Origin of the sequence: Bifidobacterium sp. M0399, assembly GCF_016100595.1 — a bacterium.
Lineage (GTDB): Bacteria > Actinomycetota > Actinomycetes > Actinomycetales > Bifidobacteriaceae > Bombiscardovia > Bombiscardovia polysaccharolytica.
This window is the reverse complement of the sequence record NZ_JACFSD010000001.1, coordinates 878,547-902,037: the sequence shown is the minus strand read 5'-3', so window position 1 is coordinate 902,037 and position 23,491 is coordinate 878,547. Positions and strand designations below refer to the sequence as shown.

At 57.8% G+C, this 23,491-nt stretch carries 19 protein-coding genes and 1 riboswitch; of the genes, 14 read left to right on the top strand and 5 right to left on the bottom strand.

Annotated elements, in window-relative coordinates; genetic code table 11:
- The first annotated feature begins 75 nt into the window (after window positions 1–75).
- The 9 genes from H3V09_RS03605 to H3V09_RS03565 all read left to right on the top strand — a co-directional run bounded on the left by H3V09_RS03605 (window position 76) and on the right by H3V09_RS03565 (window position 9,028).
- Entirely contained in the window at window positions 76–1,503 is a 1,428-nt protein-coding gene (locus H3V09_RS03605; RefSeq protein ID WP_198190965.1) for a sugar porter family MFS transporter, read from the top strand.
- Between the two features lie 68 nt (window positions 1,504–1,571).
- A complete protein-coding gene (locus H3V09_RS03600) occupies window positions 1,572–2,357 on the top strand; it encodes a TIM barrel protein (RefSeq protein ID WP_046323111.1) in 786 nt (261 codons plus the stop codon).
- A 93-nt stretch (window positions 2,358–2,450) separates the two neighbouring features.
- Window positions 2,451–2,996, top strand: a complete 546-nt coding sequence (locus tag H3V09_RS03595) for a heme-degrading domain-containing protein (protein ID WP_082097768.1) — start codon at window positions 2,451–2,453, stop codon at window positions 2,994–2,996.
- A gap of 68 nt (window positions 2,997–3,064) precedes the next feature.
- Window positions 3,065–3,952, top strand: a complete 888-nt coding sequence (gene iolB / locus H3V09_RS03590; RefSeq protein WP_046323110.1) for a 5-deoxy-glucuronate isomerase — start codon at window positions 3,065–3,067, stop codon at window positions 3,950–3,952.
- A gap of 118 nt (window positions 3,953–4,070) precedes the next feature.
- Complete coding sequence (locus H3V09_RS03585) at window positions 4,071–5,123, top strand: 3-isopropylmalate dehydrogenase (protein ID WP_198190964.1); 1,053 nt, start codon at window positions 4,071–4,073, stop codon at window positions 5,121–5,123.
- Between the two features lie 27 nt (window positions 5,124–5,150).
- Complete coding sequence (locus H3V09_RS03580) at window positions 5,151–6,020, top strand: sugar phosphate isomerase/epimerase family protein (RefSeq protein WP_198190963.1); 870 nt, start codon at window positions 5,151–5,153, stop codon at window positions 6,018–6,020.
- Between the two features lie 76 nt (window positions 6,021–6,096).
- Window positions 6,097–6,984: a sugar phosphate isomerase/epimerase family protein gene (locus H3V09_RS03575; RefSeq protein WP_198190962.1), complete on the top strand. Its 888-nt coding sequence runs from the start codon at window positions 6,097–6,099 to the stop codon at window positions 6,982–6,984.
- Window positions 6,985–7,011: 27 nt separating this feature from the next.
- On the top strand, window positions 7,012–7,914 hold the full coding sequence (iolE, locus tag H3V09_RS03570; protein WP_198190961.1) for a myo-inosose-2 dehydratase: 903 nt from the start codon (window positions 7,012–7,014) through the stop codon (window positions 7,912–7,914).
- A 49-nt stretch (window positions 7,915–7,963) separates the two neighbouring features.
- On the top strand, window positions 7,964–9,028 hold the full coding sequence (locus H3V09_RS03565) for a Gfo/Idh/MocA family oxidoreductase (protein ID WP_198190960.1): 1,065 nt from the start codon (window positions 7,964–7,966) through the stop codon (window positions 9,026–9,028).
- Window positions 9,029–9,197: 169 nt separating this feature from the next.
- On the opposite strand, the gene H3V09_RS03560 is transcribed toward H3V09_RS03565, so the two are convergent.
- Together H3V09_RS03560 and H3V09_RS03555 are read right to left on the bottom strand one after the other, a co-directional pair.
- The gene (locus H3V09_RS03560) at window positions 9,198–11,615 is read right to left on the bottom strand and encodes an energy-coupling factor transporter ATPase (protein ID WP_198190959.1); all 2,418 of its coding nucleotides are present in this window, start codon (window positions 11,613–11,615) and stop codon (window positions 9,198–9,200) included.
- A 33-nt stretch (window positions 11,616–11,648) separates the two neighbouring features.
- Complete coding sequence (locus tag H3V09_RS03555; protein WP_045924627.1) at window positions 11,649–12,275, bottom strand: ECF transporter S component; 627 nt, start codon at window positions 12,273–12,275, stop codon at window positions 11,649–11,651.
- A riboswitch (FMN riboswitch) is annotated at window positions 12,260–12,394 on the bottom strand. It overlaps the preceding gene by 16 nt.
- Before the next feature lie 161 nt (window positions 12,395–12,555).
- Here H3V09_RS03555 and H3V09_RS03550 point away from each other — a divergent pair.
- Window positions 12,556–13,581: a glycosyltransferase gene (locus H3V09_RS03550; protein ID WP_232339352.1), complete on the top strand. Its 1,026-nt coding sequence runs from the start codon at window positions 12,556–12,558 to the stop codon at window positions 13,579–13,581.
- A gap of 13 nt (window positions 13,582–13,594) precedes the next feature.
- Here H3V09_RS03550 and H3V09_RS03545 read toward each other — a convergent pair whose 3' ends face one another.
- Together H3V09_RS03545 and H3V09_RS03540 are read right to left on the bottom strand one after the other, a co-directional pair.
- A complete protein-coding gene (locus H3V09_RS03545) occupies window positions 13,595–14,368 on the bottom strand; it encodes a histidine phosphatase family protein (protein WP_198190958.1) in 774 nt (257 codons plus the stop codon).
- 52 nt (window positions 14,369–14,420) lie between these two features.
- Window positions 14,421–15,200 (bottom strand): nitroreductase family protein, encoded by a 780-nt coding sequence (locus H3V09_RS03540; RefSeq protein ID WP_198190957.1) that lies wholly within the window; start codon window positions 15,198–15,200, stop codon window positions 14,421–14,423.
- Window positions 15,201–15,373: 173 nt separating this feature from the next.
- On the opposite strand from H3V09_RS03540, the gene ppgK reads away from it, so the two are divergent.
- The 4 genes from ppgK (at window position 15,374) to H3V09_RS03520 (ending at window position 21,206) form a co-directional block, all read left to right on the top strand.
- Window positions 15,374–16,144, top strand: coding sequence for a polyphosphate--glucose phosphotransferase (gene ppgK / locus H3V09_RS03535; RefSeq protein WP_110413135.1), 771 nt, complete (start codon window positions 15,374–15,376; stop codon window positions 16,142–16,144).
- Between the two features lie 48 nt (window positions 16,145–16,192).
- Window positions 16,193–17,380, top strand: coding sequence for a pyridoxal phosphate-dependent aminotransferase (locus H3V09_RS03530; RefSeq protein WP_121912679.1), 1,188 nt, complete (start codon window positions 16,193–16,195; stop codon window positions 17,378–17,380).
- A gap of 125 nt (window positions 17,381–17,505) precedes the next feature.
- On the top strand, window positions 17,506–18,882 hold the full coding sequence (locus H3V09_RS03525) for an MFS transporter (protein WP_232339351.1): 1,377 nt from the start codon (window positions 17,506–17,508) through the stop codon (window positions 18,880–18,882).
- An 86-nt stretch (window positions 18,883–18,968) separates the two neighbouring features.
- Window positions 18,969–21,206, top strand: coding sequence for an exo-alpha-(1->6)-L-arabinopyranosidase (locus H3V09_RS03520; protein WP_198190956.1), 2,238 nt, complete (start codon window positions 18,969–18,971; stop codon window positions 21,204–21,206).
- 18 nt (window positions 21,207–21,224) lie between these two features.
- Here H3V09_RS03520 and H3V09_RS03515 read toward each other — a convergent pair whose 3' ends face one another.
- The gene (locus H3V09_RS03515; protein WP_198190955.1) at window positions 21,225–23,483 is read right to left on the bottom strand and encodes a hypothetical protein; all 2,259 of its coding nucleotides are present in this window, start codon (window positions 23,481–23,483) and stop codon (window positions 21,225–21,227) included.
- Window positions 23,484–23,491 lie beyond the last annotated feature (8 nt).

The following is a 23,491-nucleotide window of genomic DNA, read 5'->3' as shown; positions in this document are numbered from 1 at the left end:
TTTCGTATACTGAACATGTTGACCGTAATTTGATAACGGTGTCAAATTTGGTGTCAATGGGAAGCAGGAATAAACATGGGAACATTTCAAGAGGCCTCCCAAGACATGGATGTCGAAGCCTTGGCCCGCAACCGCAAACGTTATGTCACCATGATGGTCGTGGTGGGAATTTTCGGCGGGGGACTGTATGGCTATACGCTAACCTTCCTGTCTGGGGCGCTCGTAACGATGAATTTTGGCGGGTCGAATAATCAGCTCAGCGCTTGGAATCAGAGCATCATCACTGCGGTCATGCTCCTGGGGTGTGCTGTTGGTTCCTTCTGCGGCGGCAACTTGGCAGACCGCTTGGGGCGCAAGCGACTGATCCTTTATGGGGCTCTTCTCGCTCTGGTCGGGGCGCTAATGTGCGCTCTGGCAACCAACATCGCCTTCTTTGCCTTCTCCCGGATGATCGTAGGCTTTGCAGTGGGGACGACCTCCTGTGTGATCCCCATATATCTTGGTGAGATGGCGCCATCCGCGCAGCGTGGCCGACTGGTTTCGGTCAATTCGGTCATGATCAATATTTCCCAGCTGCTCGCCTCACTGGTCAACGCTGTCCTGGCAGTCAAGGCAGATTGGCATGCCATGGTTTGGGCGGCTGTGGTTCCAGCCGTCCTACTGGTCATAACGGCAATTTTTGTCCATGAAACGCCAAGCTTCCTTGCCAGGCATGGTATGGAAACCGAGGCAGTCAAGCTCCTGCTGGAAACTCGTCCAAAGTCCGAGGCGGAGGAGACTTTCACCTCCTTCCAGGCGGCGGAAAAGAATGAGACGAAGGGGGCCAAGGAGAATTTCTCTACCCCCTGGCTGCGTAGGGTCTTGATCGCAGGAGTTGGTGCAGCCCTGATAAACCAGCTGGTCGGCTCCAACGCCATCAACTTCTTCGCTCCTACCATGTTCTCTTCCACATTGGGCATCGACCCTGATAACTCGATTATCGCCATGGTTCCGGTCATGATTGTTTCGTCTGTTGCTGCCGTCATCGGTGGCCTCGGCTTTATCGACAAGATAAACCGCCGCACTGCACTGATGATCGGCCTGGGCGGGGTCTCTGTCTTCCTGGCCCTGGTAGGGGTCTGCTATCTCTTTATCGACCCCAACCATCCATCCACCAGCATGTCCTGGCTCCTCATCGGTCTGGTCATGTTTGATCTCGCCTTCGCCCAGGGCATGGTCTCGCCGGTGACCTGGCTGCTCATTGCTGAGGTATTCCCGGCAAAGGTCCGCGGCAAGGGCGTGGGATATGCCAATGTGGCCATGAATGCGGCAAACTTTATCATCTCCCTCCTCTTCCTTCCCTTGCTCAACGCGGTCGGGGGAGCGGTCACCTTCTTCATTTTCGCACTCATCAATGTAGGAGCCGTCTTCTTTACCAAGGCCTTCATTCCGGAGACCAGGGGGAAGAGCCTGGAGAAGATTGAACAGGAGGCGAGGGCCCGTACTGCAAAAGCGGAAGCCTGAACAGGAACTCTGAATGAACAGGACTGCCTGCCGGCAGGTGGGCGGTCATAAGGAAAGGAAATAGTACGATGGCACACAATCAATTGACGATTTGCGCTGAAATGGTCTATCTGGATCTTCCTATCGAGGAGAGAATCAAGCGGATTGACCAGATGGGCTTCGGAGTGGATATCTGGACTCACTACAGTCATGATCTGAACAAGCTGAAGGCTACCGGGGTGCCCATCAACTGTGCTCAGGGCTACGTGCATGGCAACCTTGCCTATCCCGATGACAGCGAAGAGATGCTGCGGACCGCCAAAGAGATCCTGCCGGAATTGAAGGATCTTGGCATCGACAAGCTTGTAATCCACGGTGCTGAGTTGGTCGATGGCAAGGCAGCCAAGTGGATTGACCGGGTCACTCCCGATATGTGGCTCAACGCCTATGACACCCTGTCGAGGTTCGCCGAGCTGGGCCAGGAGAATCAGGTGACCTACCTGCTGGAAAATCTCAACTCGAGGGTTGACCATCCGCATGTCCCCTTCTGCCATAGCTACGAAACGCTGACCCTGGTCAAGCGTGTCGACAGCCCCAACCTCAAACTGATGCTGGACCTCTACCATGCCCAGGAGGATGATGGCCATCTCATCGAGACCGTCAAGGAGGCCAACACCTATATCGGTGAGCTCCAGGCGGCCGATGTCCCTGGCCGGTGCGAGCCGGGCACCGGGGAGGTGCGCTGGGAACAGGTGGCGGCAGCCGTCAATGAGACTGATTTCACTGGCCCAATCGGGATGGAGGGGTATGCATCAGGCGACAGCGATAAGGCCCTCCAAGCCTTTGGGCAGGCCTTCGCCCAGTGCAGGGGATGAGACCTCATAAGTAGTAGGTCTCGCACTGCACGATAAGAATTTTCGTAATTCCAATAAGGATTGGAATATAACTCAGATGAATACAAAGGAGTCATGATGAAACAGATTTCAGTTGATGCCGTAGTGAAAAGGTATAACGAGTACAAGGCAATATTCGATGCCAACGAGGGCAAGCTTGCCGAGCGTAAACAGTTTATCGAGTCTCAGGAGAAGGAACTGCGATTCAGCGACTTTAGCGTGGATGATGCCTGGGAGGTAGGCAGCGCCATCTACGCTGCAGCCCACCGCCTGCAGTTGCCGGTCGCCATCGATATACGCCTGGGTTTGCAGAGGGCTTTCCATGCGGCCATTCCCGGGGCTGCAGAAGACAATGACGCCTGGGCTGAGCGCAAGGGGAATGTGGTGCTTGCCTATGGCCATGCCTCACTCTATGTAGGCACCGACTTTCAGCAGAAGGAGGAGGATTTTGACGTGAGCTCACGAAGGAATGCACACGACTTTGCGGCGCATGGCGGAGCTTTCCCGCTTCTTTTGCCCAGTGGCCTGGTGTTTGGGGTTACAGCCGTCTCCGGGCTGCCCTCGATCTATGACCACTCTCTGGTCACAGCTACCTTGAAGGAGTTCGTCTCAGCCCAATAGAACCGGGCAGGTCAGGCAAAAGTCAAGCACGCAGCCGATATAGGCGAAAAGACAATGGAGGGATGAATATGACACGATGGGTATACCCCAAGGGAAGTGCATCACAGGGAGACTGGGAAGTTTCTCTGGGTGCTCAGGACAGCCAGGCGGTATCGGGCTGGCAATATGCGGGTCTGCAGGTTGCTAGGCTGAACCAGGGGGAGCAGGTGAGTCTGCCTGCCGGAGCCTGGGAACGTATGGTGGTGCCCTTGAGCGGTTCCTATGATGTGACCTCTCCCAGGGGTACCTATCACCTTCGTGGTCGTCATGACGTGTTTAGCACCCCCACAGATACGGTCTATATCGGCTGTGACAGCCCCTTGACCATTCGAGCAGTCCAGGCTGGCCGGGTGGCGGTTGCCTCGGCGCCTGCCACAACCCATTTCCCGGACCAGCTTGTTCCAGCGCAGGATGTTGACGTCGCCCTGCGCGGCAATGGGCCTATCTCCCGCGAAGCCAGGAACTTTGGAATGATGGATAATATCCAGGCCGAACGCCTTCTGGTCTGTGAAGTCATCACCCCAAGCGGGTCCTGGTCCTCCTACCCGGTGCATAAGCATGATCAGGCCGGTCCGGATGAGACTGCTTTGGAGGAAATATACTACTTCGACATGCAGCCCCTGCCGGGGGCTCCAGAGGGGGTGAGGCCCTTTGGCTATCAGGGTGCGTCTGCCTCGGACGACAGGCCACTTGATATCCTCACTCAGATACAGCCGGGTGACACGGTCTTGATACCGTACGGCTGGCACGGCCCCTCCATTGCAGCCCCTGGCTTCGACCTCTACTATCTCAATGTCATGGCGGGAGGTGGAGAGCGTGACTGGAAGGTCACCATTGACCCGGGACAGGACTGGGTCTACCGGGCGGTAGAATCGCTCCCCCTTGATCCGCGTCTCCCTATGGAGGAACAAAAGTAAATTCTGAGAATAAGGATTCACTATATGAAATTATCTCATAGAATTCTTCAGGATTCTCACAGTTTACTTATGAATATTGATTAGTTAGACTAGAAAATGATAATGATAGGTTGAGCATATGGCGGACAATGACGTACGGAAGACAATCAATATAGCTGTTATCCCGGGAGACGGCATCGGCAAAGAGGTTACCCCGCAGACACAGGCGGTCATGGGCAAGGCTGTCGGCAACCAGGTAAGGCTGAATTATGTGGACTATGACCTGGGAGCTGAACGCTACCTGCGCGATGGCACCCTGCTCAATGATGAAGATCTGGAATCCATCGGGCAGCAGGATGCCATCCTGCTGGGGGCTGTGGGCGACCCGCGTGTGCGTTCAGGGATTCTGGAGCGCGGCCTCCTGCTCAAACTCAGGTTCAGCTTCGACCAGGCTGTCAACCTGAGACCGACCAAACTCTATCCAGGGGTGAACTCGCCGCTGAAGAATCCAGGACGGATCGACTTCGCCGTGGTCAGGGAGGGGACTGAAGGCCTCTACTCCGGAATGGGAGGATATATTCGTCGGGGCACCGACCAGGCCATTGCGACCGAGACCTCGCTTAACACGGCTTTCGGTGTCGAGCGTGCGGTACGCTATGCCTTTGATCTGGCCCGCAAGCGTGGGGGCAAGCGCAATGTGACCATGGTCAACAAGACCAATGTCCTGCCCCACGCCGGCGCCCTCTGGCTCGACATTATGGATAAGGTGGCGCAGGATTACCCCGATGTGACCTGGGACTATCTGCATGCGGACGCCTGCACAATCTTTCTGGTGACGGATCCTTCGCGATTCGACGTCATCGTCACCGACAACCTCTTTGGCGACGTGCTCACCGATGAGGCGGGGGCCGTGGTTGGCGGCATTGGATACTCGGCCTCAGCCAATATCAACGTCACTGACGAACACCCCTCGATGTTCGAGCCCATTCACGGTTCAGCGCCTGACATCGCTGGCAAGGGGATTGCCAATCCGACAGCCTCGATCCTGTCTGGAGCCATGCTGCTGGAGCACTTCGGGTATGACCAGGCTGCTGAACGCATCCAGCGGGCCGTGGAAGAAGACGTTGCTGCCAATGCAAGCAGGTCAAGGTCCACGCAAGAAGTTGCTCAGGATATTATCGCCCGCCTGTAAGCGGGCAAAAGGAAGAAGCTGATACTTATGAAGATTGCACTTGACCCCACCCCCTTCTATTACGACTACAAACTGCTGGAACTGCCGCAGGCTGTGGCTGATGCAGGCTACCGGTACATGCAGTTGGCCCCGCATAATGACTTCCTGCCCTTCTACACCCACCCTAAGGCTGATGACGAACTGGTCCACGATCTGGCTAAGGCCTGCAAGAACGCCGGCGTCGAACTGGTCTCCCTGCTGCCCGTCTACCGGACCTCATGGCCGGACGAGCGGGAACGTCAGTGGGCTGTGCGGAATTGGAAGCGGGCAATCGAGATTGCGGCCATCTTGTGCATCCATACCATCAACAGCGAGTTCAGCGGCATCCCCGAGCGCTATGAGGAGTCGGAGGCTGGCTTCTACTCGACCATGGAGGAGATCCTGCCCTTGCTTGAGCGTGAGGGGATTGTGATCAACTTTGACCCCCATCCATATGACTTTGTGGAAAATGGCATGGATGCGCATCGCGTACTGCGCGGCCTCAACTCAGACCTGGTCGGTTCCGTCTACGTGTCCTCGCACACCTTCCATTACGGGAACGCAGTGCACGAGATTACCCAGGCGGAATCTACCAAGCTGCGTTCGGTCTACATTTCCGATGCCTATGATCACAACCGTTCACACGGCCTGCGCTATATCTCCAATCCTCCAGGGACCAATGCCCGGGTCCACCAGCATCTGAAGGTGGGGGACGGGGATGTGGATTTCAAGGACCTCTTCCAGGCACTTAAGACCAACGGTTTCCTGGACAGGGAGGATTCCCTGATCGTCTCCAACGTCTTCGCCGAGGACGAGACCGCCCATGATACTTCCGTGTATCAACGTCAGACCATCGAACAATTAATCAAGGAAGCGTAGGTTTCCAGAACTTCAATGGAAGCCTCACGGTTGCAGGACAAGCCTGCGCCGAGCCACCACAACAAAGGAGTCAATGATGGCAAGATTATCAATGAACGTAACCACCACCTTCTACGGCAATGTCTATGATGACGTACGCTTTGCCAAGGAGGCCGGTTTTGACGGTATAGAGATGCAGAGCCCCAAGCTCTACCGTTTTCTCGATCAGGGCTATACCGCCCAGGATGTAGCTGAAATCCTGGATGGTTTTCCGGTCAGCGGACTGGGAGCTATTCAGGCAATCACCAGGCGTACTGAAGAAGACAGGGCAGAGTACCTCAAAGAGGTTGAAAGGATGTGCCAGATTGCTCAGGTCATCGGTGCTCCAGCCGTCCAGATGTGCACGGATCCAGTGGATTGGAACGTGGTCATGGATTACAACGCCGGCAAATTGGCTGCAGATGATCCGCGTTGGCGGGGCCCCCTAGGTTTAAGCGAGCAGGAGGCCATTGATGTAACAGCGCACAATGTTCAGCTGGCCTGCGACATCGCCAAGCAGTACGGGCTGGGCATCTACCTGGAGCCTCTCTGCTGGGCGCCGATCAGCCGGTGTTCTCAGTTGCTGCAGATTGTCGATAAGGTCAACCGGGACAACTTCGGCATCACCGTGGATACCTGGCACTTCTGGACCGCCGGTGACACCCTGGAGGACGTAGCCAAGATACCGCCGGAGATCATCACCGCTGTCCATGTCTCTGACGGATTGGAAATCGACAGGGGCCGAGAGGTCCCCAACCAGGATGTGCACCGCAATGTGGTCAATGGTGGCGGGTGCATCCCTCTGCAGGAGTGGATTGATGCGATCAAGGCCACAGGCTATGACGGCTGGTATTGCTCCGAGATGTTTTCCGACAGGGCCAACGAGCACGAAATGGGCATGGTGGCCCAGACCATGAAAAACCTGCTGACCATCATGATCAAGTAGCTTCAGGCAGACGAATGATTGGGTGAAATGATGACAAACAAGAATACGGCAATTCGCGTGGGCATGGCTCCGATCAGTTGGACCAATGACGACATGCCCGAACTAGGTGCCGAGACTCCCTACCAGCAGATCTTGAGCGAAGTCGCTCTGGCTGGGTTTGAGGGCACTGAGATTGGCAACAAGTACCCCAAGGATCCCGAGGTTTTGAAAGAGCAGCTTCAGATGCGTGGGATCGGCATTGCCAGTGCCTGGTTTGGCGCCTATCTGACTACGCAAACCTGGGAGGAGAACGAACGCAGTTTCATCGCTTTCCGCGACTATCTCCACGCCTTGGGTGCCAAGATGATCAATGTAGCTGAACAGGGCAATACCATTCAGGGCCAAATGCATACGCCGATCTTCGATGGTAAGCCAGAATATACAAACCAACAGTGGGATCAACTGACCCGTGGCCTTGACCGTTTCGGAGATCTGGCCCATGACGTCGGTATGGAAATCTCCTACCACCACCACATGGGTACGGGTGTGCAGACCACCAGCGAGATTGACCGCCTGATGGAAGGGACTGACCCTGACAAGGTGAAGCTCTTGGTCGATGTGGGCCATCTGCTCTTTTCGGGGGAGGATCCGGTTGACATCGTGAAGCGCTACGCTTCGAGGGTCGGGCACGTCCACCTGAAGGATATTCGGCCCGATGTCCTCCAGCGCGTCAAGGACGAGAAGCTGAGCTTCCTCCAGGCCATCTTGGAGGGTGTGTTCACCGTGCCAGGGGATGGGAATACCGACTTTAAGAAGGTTCTTCAGCCCCTGCTTGATGGGGGTTACCACGGTTGGTTCATGGTAGAGGCCGAGCAGGACCCAGCCAAGGCTGACCCGCTGAAGAGCGCCCTGACTGCACGTCGGTACTTAAGAGAGCATCTCGGTGTATAAGTCCCTTCTGCCTCATGGCAATCATGGGAGGGTGTGGAAGGAGTAAATAATGGGACAAGAGCAAAATCACAATCTCAAGATTGCCCTCATAGGCTTTGGCTTTGTAGGGCGGGTCTTTCATGCCAACATGATCGATCAGACTGAGGGACTGGAACTGTCGGCTGTAGTGACACATAACGAGCGAGCTACAGCCCAGGTTCACCACCTCTACCCGCGGGCCCGGGTCTATGACAATAACGAGGATTTTTTCAAGGATATCGATCGTTACGATGCTGTCAGCATAGGCACCCCCGACGATACCCACCTGGAGTTTGCCACCCGGGTCATGCAGGCCGGCAAGCCTGTGGTCATTGACAAGCCGGTGGCCGGCTCCAGTCAGGAGGCGAACAAGATCCTTGATGTGGCTCAGGCTACTGGTACACCTGCGGCGGCCTTCCAGAACCGACGCCATGATGCAGAAATTCTGACAGCCAGCAAGTACCTGAAGGAATTGGACCTGGGCCGTATCATACGTGTCGAATCCAGGTACGGTTCTTTCCGCCCCAATGTAGAAACCGGCTGGCGCGAGCAGAAGACGCATGACCAACCCAGAGGAGCGCTCTTTGATCTTGGCGCCCACACTCTGGATCAGGTTGTTCAGCTCTTTGGCCCGGTCACCTCGATCTATGGTGAAGTGTCCACCCAGAGAGAGGATGCAGTTGTGCCTGATGATTTCTTCATCGCTGCTACCCATCAGCAGGGCATCATCTCGCATATTGTCGGTGGCCTGGTGCAATCCACCCGGCAACCCCGACTGACTATTCAGGGGACACTGGGATCCTTGCAGATCAACGATCAGGACCCTGAGGAAGACCAGCTCAAGGCAGGCATGCGGATTGATGATCCGCACTTCGGTGTCATGTCCGACCCCACTGCCTGCTATATCGACAGGGAGGGTGAGGAGCATATACTCCCGGCCGTTCGGGGCTGGCAGCCGGCATTCTACGAAGGTTGGCGTGACTTCCTCCAAGGCAAGGCCGACAACCCGGTTCCCCTGGCTGAGAGCGTCCATGTTCTGGAACTCCTGGATCAGGCCATGCTTTCCAGCCAGGACAGGAGGATCATACAGGAATAGGGTAGATGCAATCAATACCTGGCCTTCGGGCCTACTGATAACAGGTTAGGTCCCCGCTGATCGCATGGATGGCTGATCAGCGGGGACCCAATCTGTTCGGTGGCATAATTTGTCCGGTTGGCAGAGTCTGGAACCATGGCATGTGCTTCTGCTCACGAGGCCGGACTGCTCAGAACAGGGGATGCAGCAGCAGGGCCAGCAGATAGACGGCCATGAGAGCGATAAAGAGGAAGTCCATCCTGCCCAATCGCAGCAGGCGGTAGTGGGTGCGCTCTTGACGGCTGCCCTCATAGCATCGGGCATCCAAGGCCCGGCTCAGGTTATCGGCGTGGCGCAGAGCTCCGGCGAAGACAGGAACCGTGATAGCTATGGCAGCATGCAGGCGTTGCGAGAGCGAGCCGGACTCGATGGATCCACCACGGGCGGCCTGGGCTTCCACGATGGCCTGAACCTCACGTCCCAATGTGGGGATGAAGCGCAGAGCTAGTGAGAGGACTAGGGCGATCTCATTGGTGTGGATGCCCAGTCTGGACAGCGGGCTCAGCAGCGATTCACAGGCATCGGTCATCTGCGTCGGCGTGGTGGTCTCTACCAGGAGCGCGCCCAGAAAGATGATCAGCATGAAGCGGCAGGCATAGAGTACAGCTACCCAGATCCCTCCTGTGGTCAGTACGAATGGACCCCAGGCAGCCAATCTGCGGCCGGTCTGAGTGACCAAAAGGTTGAATAGTGCCAGCAGAAGCATGAGGAACAGAAAGCCCTTGACTGATTTAACAATGGAACGCAGTGGGGCTCGGGCGGCGGCAAAGAGGCCGACAGTGACCATCAGTGCCAGAACAAGTTGCGCCGGTGTAGAGATGGCGAAGGCGGTGAACATGGCTAGGAGGAAGGTCACCAGTTTGGCTCGCGGGTCCAGCCTCGCCAGCATGGATAGGGGCTTCTGGTCGTCCTGAGTACGATCCGCTTTCTTTTCAGTAGTCTCCTTCTCCGCCGTATCTGTTGCGAGCAGTTGGTGATAGCGTTCCACGACTTCGGCAGTAGTCCCATAGGCTAGTGTTTCCCCATGCTCCAGGAGCAGGGTCTGGTCGGCCAAGTCCAGGGCCTCCCGATCGGCGTGGGTGCTCATGATGATGGTGACTCCACGTTGGTGGAGCACTCGAAGCAGCGTCATGATGCGTGCGCAGGCCTGGGGGTCGAGGCTGGCGGTGGCCTCGTCCAAAACCAGCAATTGCGGGCTGCAGGCTACAACTCCGGCAATTGCTACCAGGCGCCGCTGACCCCCCGAGAGGTCGAAGGGGGAGCGGTCGGCCAGATCGCCGATTCCCAGAAGTTTCATGGCATCATCCACCCGATGCTGCACCTGCTCAGGCCCATAGCCCAGGTTGTGTGGACCATAGGCGATGTCCTGGGAAACGGTATCAGCAAAAAGCTGATGCTCGGGGTATTGCATGACATAGCCGACCCTTTGGCGCAGAAGCTTCAGATTCTGACGTCGCAGATGCTTGGCCTTGGGTTGATCGGGTCCGGCCAAGGGCAGGCCGGCCACCTGTATGGATCCGCTGTCTGGAGCGGCCAAGGCACAGATGAGCCTGGCCAGGGTGGACTTGCCGGATCCGTTGCGCCCGATAATGGCCAGGGTCTGTCCTGCCGCAAGCTCCAGATTCACATGGCTAAGGGCTTTGCTGTCGGCATCCGGGAAACTGTAGGAGACATCCGATAACTTGACCATGGGAATAGCTTGGTTGCCGACCGCGGTCTTGGGACCCATATTTGACGCCCCACTTTGGGTCAGCGGAATTGGGCCAGGTTCGCCAACAAGGGCAGGCAGATCCTGTCTGTTCAGAATCTGGTTCGGACTTCCGCATGCGACGATGCACCCATGGTCAAGCACGAGGACTCGATCAGCCTGCCTGGCCTGCTCGAGCAGGTGGGTGATGTGGACGACGGCCGTGCCCTGGGCTGTCAGCCGGCAGAGGATTGATTGAATCTCCTGTCGGCCGGCAGCATCAAGCATGGCACCAGGTTCGTCCAGCACCATCATGCCAGGATTCATGGCCAAGCTGCCGGCCAGGGCCAGTCGTTGCTGTTGCCCGCCTGACATGCGGGTGGGATCATCATTCATCCGCGTCTGCATATCCACCTGCTTCAAGGCAGCTGGCACGCAGGAGAGCATCTTTTGTCGAGGCATGCCCAGATTCTCGGGTCCGAAGGCCACGTCGTCCTGGACGACTGTGGTCACGATCTGGTCCTCAGGATTCTGGAAGACCATGCCGATGCTCCGCCGTGCCTGTCGGTAGGCCTCAGTGTCGATCTGTCGGCCCTGGTCCGGGGTATCGGAGCAGACTGCTCGACCCATAAGCTCGACCTGGCCATGGTCAGGTGCCGTCGCACCCGAGAGGATGCTTCCCAGCGTGGATTTGCCGGAACCATTCGCTCCCAGGATGCACAGATGCTCGCCTGCATGCACTTCCATGGACAGATGGTCCAAGGCCCAGTTCTGGCCTCCGTCATAGGAGAAGGAGACCTGGCTGAGACGGGCGACCGTCGCCTTCGAATCCGCTGAATCCGGGATTGCGGATTGGGTCATGGATGCTGCCATGACACTCCGAACCGCCGTGTCCTACTTGTTGATCAGCGTGGAGATGGGCTTGTAGATCAGGAAGGTGACCACGCCGTGGATGGCGAACTTCATCAGGTTGAAGGGCAGGAGGATCGGCACGATCATGGCGACTACCTTGGCCATGGACATGTGGGCGTAGAAGGGGGTGATCACCACGTTGCACAGAATGGCTGCTATCACGCCCAGAATGGCGCCGGAGACAATCCCGATGACTGCTCCCTTACGGCTGTGCATCCTGCGGTAGACAAGGGCCGCCGGCACGCTCAGGGCCAGGGCCACGATCATCGAGATCAGAGCGCCGAAGGGGTTGGTGAACAGGTGCGGGACGAATCCCAGTATGGAGATGATTGCTGCAGCCGCCGGACCGAAGGCGAAGCCGCACACCAGGACGACGATGCCTGAAGGGTCGTATTTGAGCCAAGGGGCGGCAGGAAAGATCGGGAAGGAGAAGAAGCTCAAAACCATGGCCAGGGCTACGAAGAGCGCGTAGACCGCGATCCGCTTGGTTGACCAGCGTCCTGAACCGCCTGCACCTGTGGAGTGGACATCGTTGAAACGCGTGTCCTTGTTTGCAGTGGTGTGTGAATGAGAATTGGGCATGCTCATAGAGGGCCTCGTTTCTTCCATCCGGACTGTAACCGTTGGCTTCGGACTTGAACCGATATCCACCGCTTGCGCGGGTCGCGGGCTCCCGGCATTCAGCCGGATACCGCCAGTAAGGACTTTCACCTTCCCTGAAACTGACGATTTCAATATAGCTGCGGTCCTTGGAATGGTCAATTTTTTCTCGCTGCCAGTGCATTTTTGAAACACACCAGGGATGAGCGACCATCTGCAGCTCGTGAAACTAAGCAAGGCGGTTATGACCCCAGGAGCAAAGTTGCGGGGCAGTGTCAGAATGGAGGGCATGGGAAAGACCTTGAATAAGGCGGCCATAGTCGTCGTAACCTATAAGCGTCAGGAATTGCTGACAGGCCTGTTCGACTCGATTCTCAAACTTACCCAGGCTCCTTGGCGGATTGTTGTGGTGGATAACGAGAATTCGCCAGACACGAGAACCATAGTCGAGCAGTTCTCTGAACGTGTGACAGGCCGTTGGGGCAGGACCATCATCGACGGCTCCGGCAATCAGGATCGTGTCGTTTATCTGCCACAGGACCACAATGGCGGCGGCGCGGGAGGCTTCTCCGCTGGCGTGCGCAAGGCATACGAGCTTGGTGCCAAATGGTTCTGGGTCATGGATGATGACGTTGCAGTGGAACCTGAAGGACTTGACCTGCTGGCTAAGTGGAGTGACCGCCATCAGGTGGTGCAGGGTTCCCGGCTGGATTATGATGGTGGCCCCTTCTATTGGCAGTATCATTTTCTTACCGCCTTGGGCATTCCAGACCCGATAGCACCGGGGGAGTTCGGCCCATCGGGCTGTCGTCCCATGAACACCATGTGCTTTGAAGGAGGGTTCTTCTCCCGGCAGGTTGTGGAGCAAATCGGTCTGCCTGATCCGCGCTTCTTTATCTATTGGGATGACACCATCTATGGGTATTTGGCATCCAAGGTTACACAGCCTGTGGTCGTCTCAGATGTAGTCATGCGTCGGACTCGCAACATCGCCAATTGGAACATCGCTGGTGTGCGCCAGCTCAATTCCACATCGGATATGAATCGTTACCACATCATGCGCAACCGGGGCTTTATGGCCAGGTATTTCATGGTTCATGGGGACTATCGGCCCCTGGCCTTCGCCCTAGGGACCCTGGCAACAGCTCTCAAGGAAGTCATTCGCCTTCTGGCTGTTGATCGCAGTCACATCATGACTGGCATTCCTGCCATCCTGAAGGGATGGGTGGATTCGCGACAGATATTGCATGATCCCGACTGGAGACCCATGGAGCCCCTCAAGGGCCAGTCAGCCGGGGGAACGCAGCGAGCTTGAATAAATTCGCCTGCTACTTTTCCTGACTTCCTGCCTGGAAGTACTCCATGGAACTGACTGGTCCCGCCAGGTGGAAGCCGTCATCCCCATAGACGACCTTGGTCACCGCGGTGTTGTCCATGTCAGGGATGGTGCAGTGGTCGTCGATGGCCGTCAGGAACTGTTGCAGGCACATGCCTGATGAGACCACCAGAACAGGCCCGCCGCCCTCTTCGAGGGCGGACTGGGCGATGCGCGTCAATACCGCAATCATTCTGCTGCGGACCTGGGCCGTGGTCTCAGCCCGATCCTGTTCCTCCAGACCGGCGGACAGGATGTCCTGGGCATCCAGCCGGTGGAAGGTGTCCTGCATATGGACGGCGATGTTCCTGCCATAGGTTGCCTTGGCCGCAGCGAAGTTCTCGAACCCCATGGCTGCGCAGACTTGATCCAGAGTAGTGCGCTCGTCCCGGCCTTCGAAACTTCCGAAATTGTCCTCGCGCAGGTCAGGGTCCACGCCCACGCGCAGATCTCCATTGCCGGACATGTCAAGGGCCAGGCGGGCCGTTTCATACTGGCGGCTCAGATTGCCACTCCAGGCTGCACGGAAACGAATGGGACGCAGACCCCGACCGAACTGGCGCACGTCCTCGCGACCTTGCCTGGTCAGGGGGAAATCGGACCAGCCCTGCATCAGATGCATGACATTGGCCGTCGTTCTGCCGTGCCGGGTCAGGTACAGCGTTGTCGAACCTGTGTCAGTGCTCGGTTCGGTGGTGGACTGGGATGATGATGCTCCATTGTTCATAGTCCATCACCCTACACGTCCCCCTTGCCGGGGCACTGGGATACAGCCCCGGTCAGGACCTGATGAAACGGCCTCCATCGCCCCAGGTCCATGTGCCGCCGCCGGATCCGATCTGGAAATTCATTTTGGCTATGCCCAGATCCACTGCGGAGCCGTAGGCGACTGAGGGGTCCAGAGTGGCGATTGCATCGCCCGTGTTCTTGTCCCAGGCAAAAACCACGGGCTGTCCGTTCATGGCCGAAGGCGCCCTGGCGGCGGCAGCCACGCCGGCCTTGAACCATTCCGGAGCCTCCTGCCGGTCCTGCGCGCTCATGGAAGAAGTCAGTTCCTCATAGCTCTTGGAGGTTCGATGCTCGCTCTGACGTTGGCAAAGCTTGTCGAAGTCCTGGTTGCCGTAGCCGATCTGGTCGGCCGGATAGCCGATGGTGACCACCAGATAGAGCGATTGGCTAGGGGTGATCCGGCAGTGGCGCTCGGCTGCCTGACGGTCCCAGCTGCCTGACACCCATCCTGTCCCCAGTCCGTACAGTGTGGCTGCAAGAACCATGCGCTCGCCATAAAAGCCGGCTTTTTCCAGGCTCTCCTGATCATCCTTGGGTCCGACCAGGGCAAGGTAGTTGGCCGCATTGGCCAGGTGGCCGGAGGCATTGTCGGCAGCGAAGGCGTCCGGTTTGCCTAGGACCAGTTGCATGTCCAGACCGCTGAGCGTATTCAGAGCGTTCAAGGTGCTGCCGAGCTGCCTGGCGAGGTCGGGATCGATGGGCTTAGGATCGTATTCTCTGGTGGTGATGCGCACGTTGACTGCATCAATGAGCTGTGTGTGTTCGGTCATAACCTTATTATTCCACTCAATTCTTCTTCCTGCAGTTTGTAGCACAGTGCCAGCGAAACAGCCTGACCCTGGTCCGGCTTATGCCGTTCCTACGAGTTGCAGAGGCATGGCTTGGGGTACAATCGCTACCGTGCCGGTTCGGACCCTCATCTTTGATCAGCTAAGGAGCAGCAATGATTGAAACAGCGCAGGCTTTCGGAGTGGATATTGGTGGATCCGGCATTAAGGCTGCCCCTGTTGACCTGACGATCGGAGATTTTGCAGAGCCCCGCAAGAAGATTCTGACTCCTGAGCATTCCACGCCAGAGGCTGTGGGAGTTGTTGTCAAGGAGCTCTTGGACCGCTTCGAGGTTCCTTCGGATGTGCCTGTGGGCATCGCCTTCCCGGCCCCTGTCAAGCCTGACAAGCCGCTGGATTTTATGGCTAATTTAGACCAGGCTTGGGTCGGTACCAATGTTCAGGAGGTTCTTTCCAAGGCCTGCGGTAGACCCGTCAGCGTTGTCAACGACGCGGATGCGGCCGGGCTTGCCGAGGTGCAGTACGGGGCTGCCAAGGGCCAGAAGGGTCTGGTCATCGCCACCACACTGGGCACCGGCATCGGCACGGCGCTGATTTATAACGGCGTTCTGATTCCCAACAGCGAGCTGGGCCATCTGACGCTGGACGGCAAGGACGCAGAGAAGTACGCAGCCTCATCGGTGCGTGACCGCAAGAAGCTGAGCTATAAGAAGTGGGCCAATCGTCTGACCAAGTACTACCGCTTGCTTGAGCACTACTTCAACCCTGACTTCTTCGTTGTCGGTGGCGGAGTCAGCAGGATGAGCGAGAAGTTCCTGCCCCACATCGATATCAAGACCCCCATTGTGGCTGCCAAGCTGCGCAATCAGGCCGGCATCGTGGGTGCCGCTTATTTGGCTGACCTCCGGCAAAAGCACCTGGGGTGAAGCAGGGCGTTTAGGCGGCTGCTGGATCGGATGAGGAGCTGAAAAATCATGCATTTTTCTCACCGTACCGGGTCTGACCGCCCCAATCGCATAGCTCTGGCCGAGTCTGAAGCACGAGCCCATGGTCTCAAGCTGGGCAGGCTGAATGATTCCAATCCCACCCGTTTCGGACTGGCCCCGGCATTTCTGCCTCAGGTCTACGAGGCCGAACCGAGGGGGCCTCGTAAGGCTCGGCAGGCTCTGGCTGAGTTTCTGACCAGGCGTCAGAGTTTGTACGGCAAGGATCGTGGTATTGCGGTTGATCCTGATAACCTCTACCTGCTCTCTTCCACATCTCAGGCCTATTCCTGGCTGATGAAGCTCCTCTGCGACCCGGGTGATGCCATTCTGGAGCCCCGGCCCGGATATCCCCTGATCGAATCCATCGCTGGTCTGGAATGTGTCCGAACAATTCCATACCGCCTGGCCTACGACGGGTCCTGGGTCCTTGACCTGGCCACGGTCAGGCAGGCCCTGGAGGGGCCTGAGGGCGACCGTATCCGTGCCCTGGTCCTTATCAACCCCAACAATCCCACGGGGTCCTACATTCATCCAGAAGAACGCCAGTCGCTGCTGGAACTCTGCCAGCGGCATGGGGTGGCCATCATTGCTGATGAGGTCTTTTTTGACTATCCCTTGGATCCTCTGCCGGGCCGCGCACGACTGGCTGGGGAGGATAGGATGTTGACCTTCGCCCTGGACGGGTTCTCGAAGAGCCTGGCAGCTCCCCATGCCAAGGTGGGCTGGATTCAGGTTTCCGGGCCAGCCGACCAGGTTGCCGAGGCCAAACGCCATCTTGACATGATAGCCGACGATTACTTGCCCATGAGTCTTCTTATCACCAGGGACATGGAGGCCATGCTATCGGATATTCCCAGCCAGACCAGCCGAGTGGGGGAACGAGTCAGGGGCAATCTCGAAATCCTTAGACAGGCATTGAACCAAAAGGAGTCCTGCGTCTCCCTGCTCAGGCCTGAGGGAGGCTGGAACGTTCTGTTGCGTTTTCCTCAGGTCATCGACGAGGAGGAACTGATTCTTCGGCTAATTGGGTCCTACGGGTTGACTGGCCAGCCCGGATATTTTTTCGACATGCCAGGCAACGGATATCTGGCCCTGTCGCTCCTTCCAGAATCCTTGGAATTCCGCCGAAATGTGAACTCAGTCGTCTCAGCTATCGGGAAAATAATGTGTTTATAGCCCACGTAACGCCCTGTTCACTCCGATAATAAGTTCTGAACAATTGTCGGTTATGGAAGGGGGAGATTGGCACGGCTCAATGATGAGCCACTGATTGCAAGGCTGCACACGAAGGAGTGATAACGATGTTAGACGAAAATAAGGATCGAAGGGGAAATCCAGCCAAGGGGGTTGGTGCCCGAATCGGGGAGGACATCAAGGCCATGGCCTCTGCAGATGAGACTGGAGGTGCTGTGGCGAATCAAGGCGTGGACCCAAGCCTGGCTCCGGATACGGGCAGAAGGCTCAACAATGCGGAGAAGGTCCGCTTTGCCATTGGCTTCGTCCTGGTATCCCTGCTCTGGGCTGCGCCCTTTACCATGGGGTCCGGGGTTCTCCTGCCACAGATTTTCAATTCCCTGCATGGAGTTAGCCCTGAAGCGGCTCTGGGGACAATGAATTCGATTGGCTGTGTGTTCGCCTTGGTGGCCAACGTTGTATTCGGTGCTCTTTCAGACATGTCCAGGTTCCGAGTCGGCAAGCGCACTCCTTGGATCGTACTGGGTGGCATTATTGGTGCCCTTGGCTTCCTGTTGGTTATCCAGTCCCATACACTTCCCATGATCATCTTCGGCTGGTGCATTGTGCAGGTTGGCATCAACTGCCTGATAGCCCCGGCCGTGGCGGTCCTCTCCGACAGGATACCTGAGTCGACCAGGGGAACTTATTCGGCGCTGTATGGAGCTAGCCAGGTTGTCGGCCAGCAGTTGGGGACTATTATCGGTAGCTCGTTCATAGCCAACATCCATACCGGCCTGGTAGTCGCCATGATCATCTTCCTCTTCTCCGGTATTCTCACCGTGCTGATCTGGCCCCGGGAGAAGTCGGCTGCCAACACGGTCGTGGAACGAACCTGGGCAGATGTCGGCCGGTCCTTCATACCTCCCACTAAGAATTGCCGCGACTTCTATCTGGCGCTTCTGGGCAGGTTCACTTTCGTTGTCGGCTGCTTCATGATTCAGGGCTACCAGCTTTACATACTGCAGAAGTACTGCCACCTGAGCGATGCCCAGGCCGCAGCCACACTCAAAATCATGGCCTTGATCTCGGTGGTGACAACCATTCTGGCCTCCGTGGTCTCAGGCCCGCTCTCGGACTTCCTGCACAGGCGGAAGGTGATCGTAGCCACCAGCTGCCTGATTCTCGCCGTCGGCATACTCTTCCCCTTCCTGATGCCAACCGCCACGGGCATGTACTTCTATGCTGCTCTGGCTGGAATCGGCAACGGTTGCTATATGTCAGTCGACCAGGCGCTGAACGTCGATGTGCTGCCGAATGCCAAGGAAGCCGGCAAGGACCTGGGCATCCTCAACCTGGCCAATACAATCGGCCAGGTGATCGCCCCCGGGTGCACGACTTTGGTCATTGGCCTCTTCGGAGGCTACAGGATGATCTTCCCGGTCGCTATCGTTTGTCTGCTGGTGGGAACCGTATTCATCATGATGATCCGCAAGGTCAAGTGAGTCTGAAAACCTGTAATCCGGAGCTGTGCTGAGCAGCGGTCCGGTCAATCGAACCCGAAAGAAAAAGACATGAAAGGGAAAAAGACATGACAGAAGAATCACATACCAAAGCCAAGGATCTGGAGCTGCAAGAGGAGGCCTCACTGACCTCGGGGTCGGACTCCTGGCACCTGCAGGGGCTGCCTGACAAGGGCTATGAAGGCTATATGATCACAGACGGTCCATATGGCTTGCGCAAAGCCACTGGCTCCGACGTCTACGGATCGGTCCCGGCCACCTGCTTTCCCCCGACTGCGGGGCTGGCCTCCTCCTGGAACCCCGATCTGACCTACCAGGTGGGCCAAGCCATGGGCGAGGAGTGCATCCAGGAGAAGGTGGCCGTGATTTTGGGCCCCGGCATCAACATCAAGCGCAGCCCTCTGGGTGGCCGCAACTTCGAGTTTTACTCGGAGGATCCTGTGCTGGCCGGGCATGAAGCCGCAGGTTTGGTCGAGGGGGTCCAGTCAAAGGGAGTGGGAACCTCTCTGAAGCATTTTGCAGCAAACAACCAGGAGACCGACCGGCTCAGGGTCAGCTCTGACGTGGACGCACGCACCCTGCGCGAGATCTACCTGCCGGCCTTTGAATACGTGGTCAGGAATGCCAAGCCCTGGACCATTATGTGCGCTTACAACAAGATCAATGGGGTCTTCAGCTCAGAGAATCGCTGGCTCCTGACGGACGTTCTGCGCGGCGAGTGGGGCTATCAGGGCATGGTCATGTCCGATTGGGGGGCCGTCCACAACAGGGTCAACGCTCTGCAGGCCGGACTCAACCTGGAGATGCCGCCCTCCCGCACTGATGACCAGGTGGTCCAGGCTGTGCAGGCCGGCCAGCTTGACAAGGAGCAGCTGGACCGGATGGCACAGGGGATTCTGGATCTGATTGACAAGGCACGTCCGGCCATGTCTCACCAGGGATATCGTTACGATGTTCAGGAGCACAACAACATGGCTCGTCGGGCTGCCCAGGAGTCCATTGTCCTCTTGCGCAACGAGGACCGGATTCTGCCCCTTGATCCGAAAGAGAAGGTCGCTGTCATTGGTGAATTTGCACGGACTCCGCGCTATCAGGGTGGGGGTTCCTCGCACATCACGCCGACCGAGGTCTCCTCGGCTCTGGATGGCTTCAAAGAGGTTGGCACGAATGTGGACTTCGCTCCCGGGTTCACCTTTGATGACAAGGAGCAGGATCCTGCTCTGACCCAGCAGGCGCTTGATGTTGCGCGCGGAGCCGATACTGTTGTGCTCTTCCTGGGGTTGCCTGAAGATGCCGAGTCCGAGGGCTTTGACCGCACCAGCATGGATCTTCCTGACAAGCAGGTGGCTCTGCTCAAGGCTGTCTCCGAGGTCAACGACCGGGTGGTCGCCGTCCTCTCCAATGGAGCAGTGGTGACGGTTGCCGACTGGATGGACAAGACCAAGGGCCTGCTGGAGACCTGGCTGCTGGGCCAGGAGGGTGGACGCGCGGTGGTGGACGTGCTGACTGGTGCTGCCAACCCGTCGGGCCATCTGCCTGAAACCATTCCGGTTAGGCTGGAGGACAACCCCACCATTACATCCTTCCCCGGCGAGGAGGGTCACTCCCGTTATGGCGAGGGTGTCTACGTGGGATACCGATACTACGACACCTTCCAGCGCCCGGTGGCCTTCCCCTTCGGATTCGGGCTGTCCTATGCCGACTTTGACCTGGATCAGGTAACGGTGACCAAAACCGGCGCCAACTCGGCTCGGGTGGAGGTGACTGTGACCAACACCTCGCAGGTGGACGGCGCTCAGACCGTGCAGGTTTACGTGGCCCCCTGCGCCAGCCGGGTGAATCGGCCCAGCCATGAGCTCAAGGCCTTCACCAAGGTCTTCCTGAAAGCCGGACAGTCCAGCCGGGTGAGCATGGACCTGACCGAGCGCGACTTCGCCTACTGGTCCACGGCTATGGATGCCTGGCATGTGGAGGCGGGCACTTACCGCATCCAGGTGGGTACTTCTAGCCGAGATCTGGTTGCAGAAGAGGACCTGCAGGTGGATGGCGACGGCAGGTTCATTCCGCTGAATGCCGAATCGACTATGGCCGAGTGGCGCGAGAATTCGATTGGCGGGCCCATCTTGCGCGATCGTATCGATAAGGATGGCATACCGCTGCCTGACGATCCCAACACGGCTCAGCTTTTCGATACCATGCCTCTGGCATCGGTCATCACCTTGTCAGGCGGCGATGGCAATGGCATCGTGGCTGACATGGTCGACCGGTATCACCAAGTCCTCAAGCAGCAGGGCCTGGACTCCTGACATCACTGTCGGCTGTGCTCAGGGTGCTAGGAACCAGACGGCTACTTTCATGGCCTGACTGGGGTCGAAGTGCTCCAGCAGGACCATGGCGTTGATCAAGGTCAGGACCAGGCCAGCCAGACAGGTTAGTGTCAGTAGGCTCATGACGGCCGCTCCCGCTCTGAAGCGGCCGCCTTCGTATGCCGAGGATGCGGCAGCCATGATTACAACGGCAGCCAGGCAGATCAGCCAGGCGAAGTCGATGGTGTAGCGCACCGAGAACCCGCCAACATAGGAGTCTGCAGCCATAACCAGAGCCGCTAAGGCCAGGGCCAGGATCAAGGCGGGCATCCATCCTCGGCGCTGCAGTTCTTTTCGCACCCGGGGCAGGACGATAAGGACAAGGGCCAGTACGAGTACCGGGGTGGTGACTAACAGCCCGCCCAGGCCAGGTTCGGTGAAGTGCCAGACCCGCATGGGAGCGGGGGAGAATTGCAGGTAGGGGAAGACCGGCAGGGTGGTCAACGGCTGCAGAAGGTAGTAGCCAAAAATCTGAAGCAGACCTTGGGTACCAGGATGATAGTTGGTCAGGTCCAGGACGGTCATTTGATATCTGTTGCCGAAGTCCAGCAGGGACCCGAAGCGCCAGCGGTTGTACCAGAGCAGGGGAGTGGCTACCAGGATGACTGGCAACAGGCCACAGACCAGCAGCGACAGCGCCCGTTTCCTAGACAGGTCGGCAGGATGGCTCCTGCGAGCGAACAGGGTGTTGATGACTGCCCTTATTTCTTTGGCAAACAGGGGTAGCGCCAGTAGTCCGGCAGCCAAGAAGGTGGGTCGGCAGCCCAGGGTGGCAGCTATTGAAAGCGAACCCAAAAAAAGTCGAGGTCTGGAAAGTTGCCATGGTTGCTCCCCGTCCTCCACGGTCCACATCCGCGTTGATCCACGATCCGAATGCTTACCGGCATCTGCAGGCTGTCGATGGACCCGTCTGGCCCCCATCCAGAGCCAGAGTCCAGTCATGACCGCCAATATGGAGGCATCGAAGGGAATCGTATAGAAGTTGCGGCGGCACCAGAGGTAGACCATGCCGGATCCTTCCAGCATGGTTATAAGAGCCATGCCGACCACGGCCAGGCTGACCCGGGGGAACCATCGGACCAGCAGGCGGATGGTGGCCAGGGCGGTCATGATGGTGGCCGCCGTGACCAGCAGGGCGGCAGCCGAACTGGTGGGCAGGGCATACCCGCCCGGATGCGCCAGGCTGGTCACCGCCCTATAAGGCAGGAAGAGCAGCAGTACCGGCAGGACACCGAAGTATGAGTACCAGTGGCCATTGTGATAGACGTAGTCCCAAAATATGGGTTGCTGGTCCTGGGCCAGCAGTGCGTTGCGGGTGGCTATGTCAAAGGGGTTGGCTGCCTTGGACAGACCCGGCGCCTGGCCCAGATCCAGCCAAGGGCGTCCATGCAGAAGGGCCTGCGCCACATGATCGTACTGGTTGAAGTCGTAGACGTAGGCCTGCGGGTGATGGTAGGCCACGGGGGTAAAGGTGGACAGATCATACTGGATGCTCCAGCAGGACCAGACTGCCAGCGGAGCCAAAATCAGGGCCAGGGCCAGGCGCTGGCTTATCGAACCCGTATCCAGCCGGGTTCGCCAGAGGACCGAGCCGGGCAGGTAGCCTAGTATCAGTGCCGCCAGACAGGCCAGCATCAGTATCCGCGCCGGGTTGAGTTCCAGGGGTACCACATCGGCCGGAGTCATTCCGGTCAGCTCCAGCTGAGATCCGACGGGCTCCTGTATCCACAGTCGCATGGCCTGGATCCGACCGCCGTTGGGATTGCCTCTGATGCGTAGATAGTGGCTACGGGCCTGACCGGGGCAGATCAGCCCTCGGGTGCCCTGAATCCAGCCCTTGTCGCCGGCCAGGTGCAGGTCCAGACGTACATGAATCTGCGACAAGGGTGAACCCTTGATGTCTTCTGCCAGCTGAGCCTGAAGGAAGGATGCCCGTCCATTGGCGACAGGGACGTCCATCCAGGCACCAGCTGGATCGGTGACCTTCAGTCCTCCGCCCGGCAACGGGGACAGCCCTGGTCCCAGCTGGTGCGATTGTGAGGCGACATCGCCAGCAGTCCTTGTCGGAGAGTTTGAGGATGAACCCGACAGCGACTGCCAATGGGCCAGATTGAAGACCCCCAGTTCCAGGGTGAGCACAACAAAAAGTGCCAGCAGCAGGCGGATGGCTGCGCCCCTGGCCGGGGTGGGGCGTCTCAGGGCTGGCAGAGTCATCACGGTTTTAT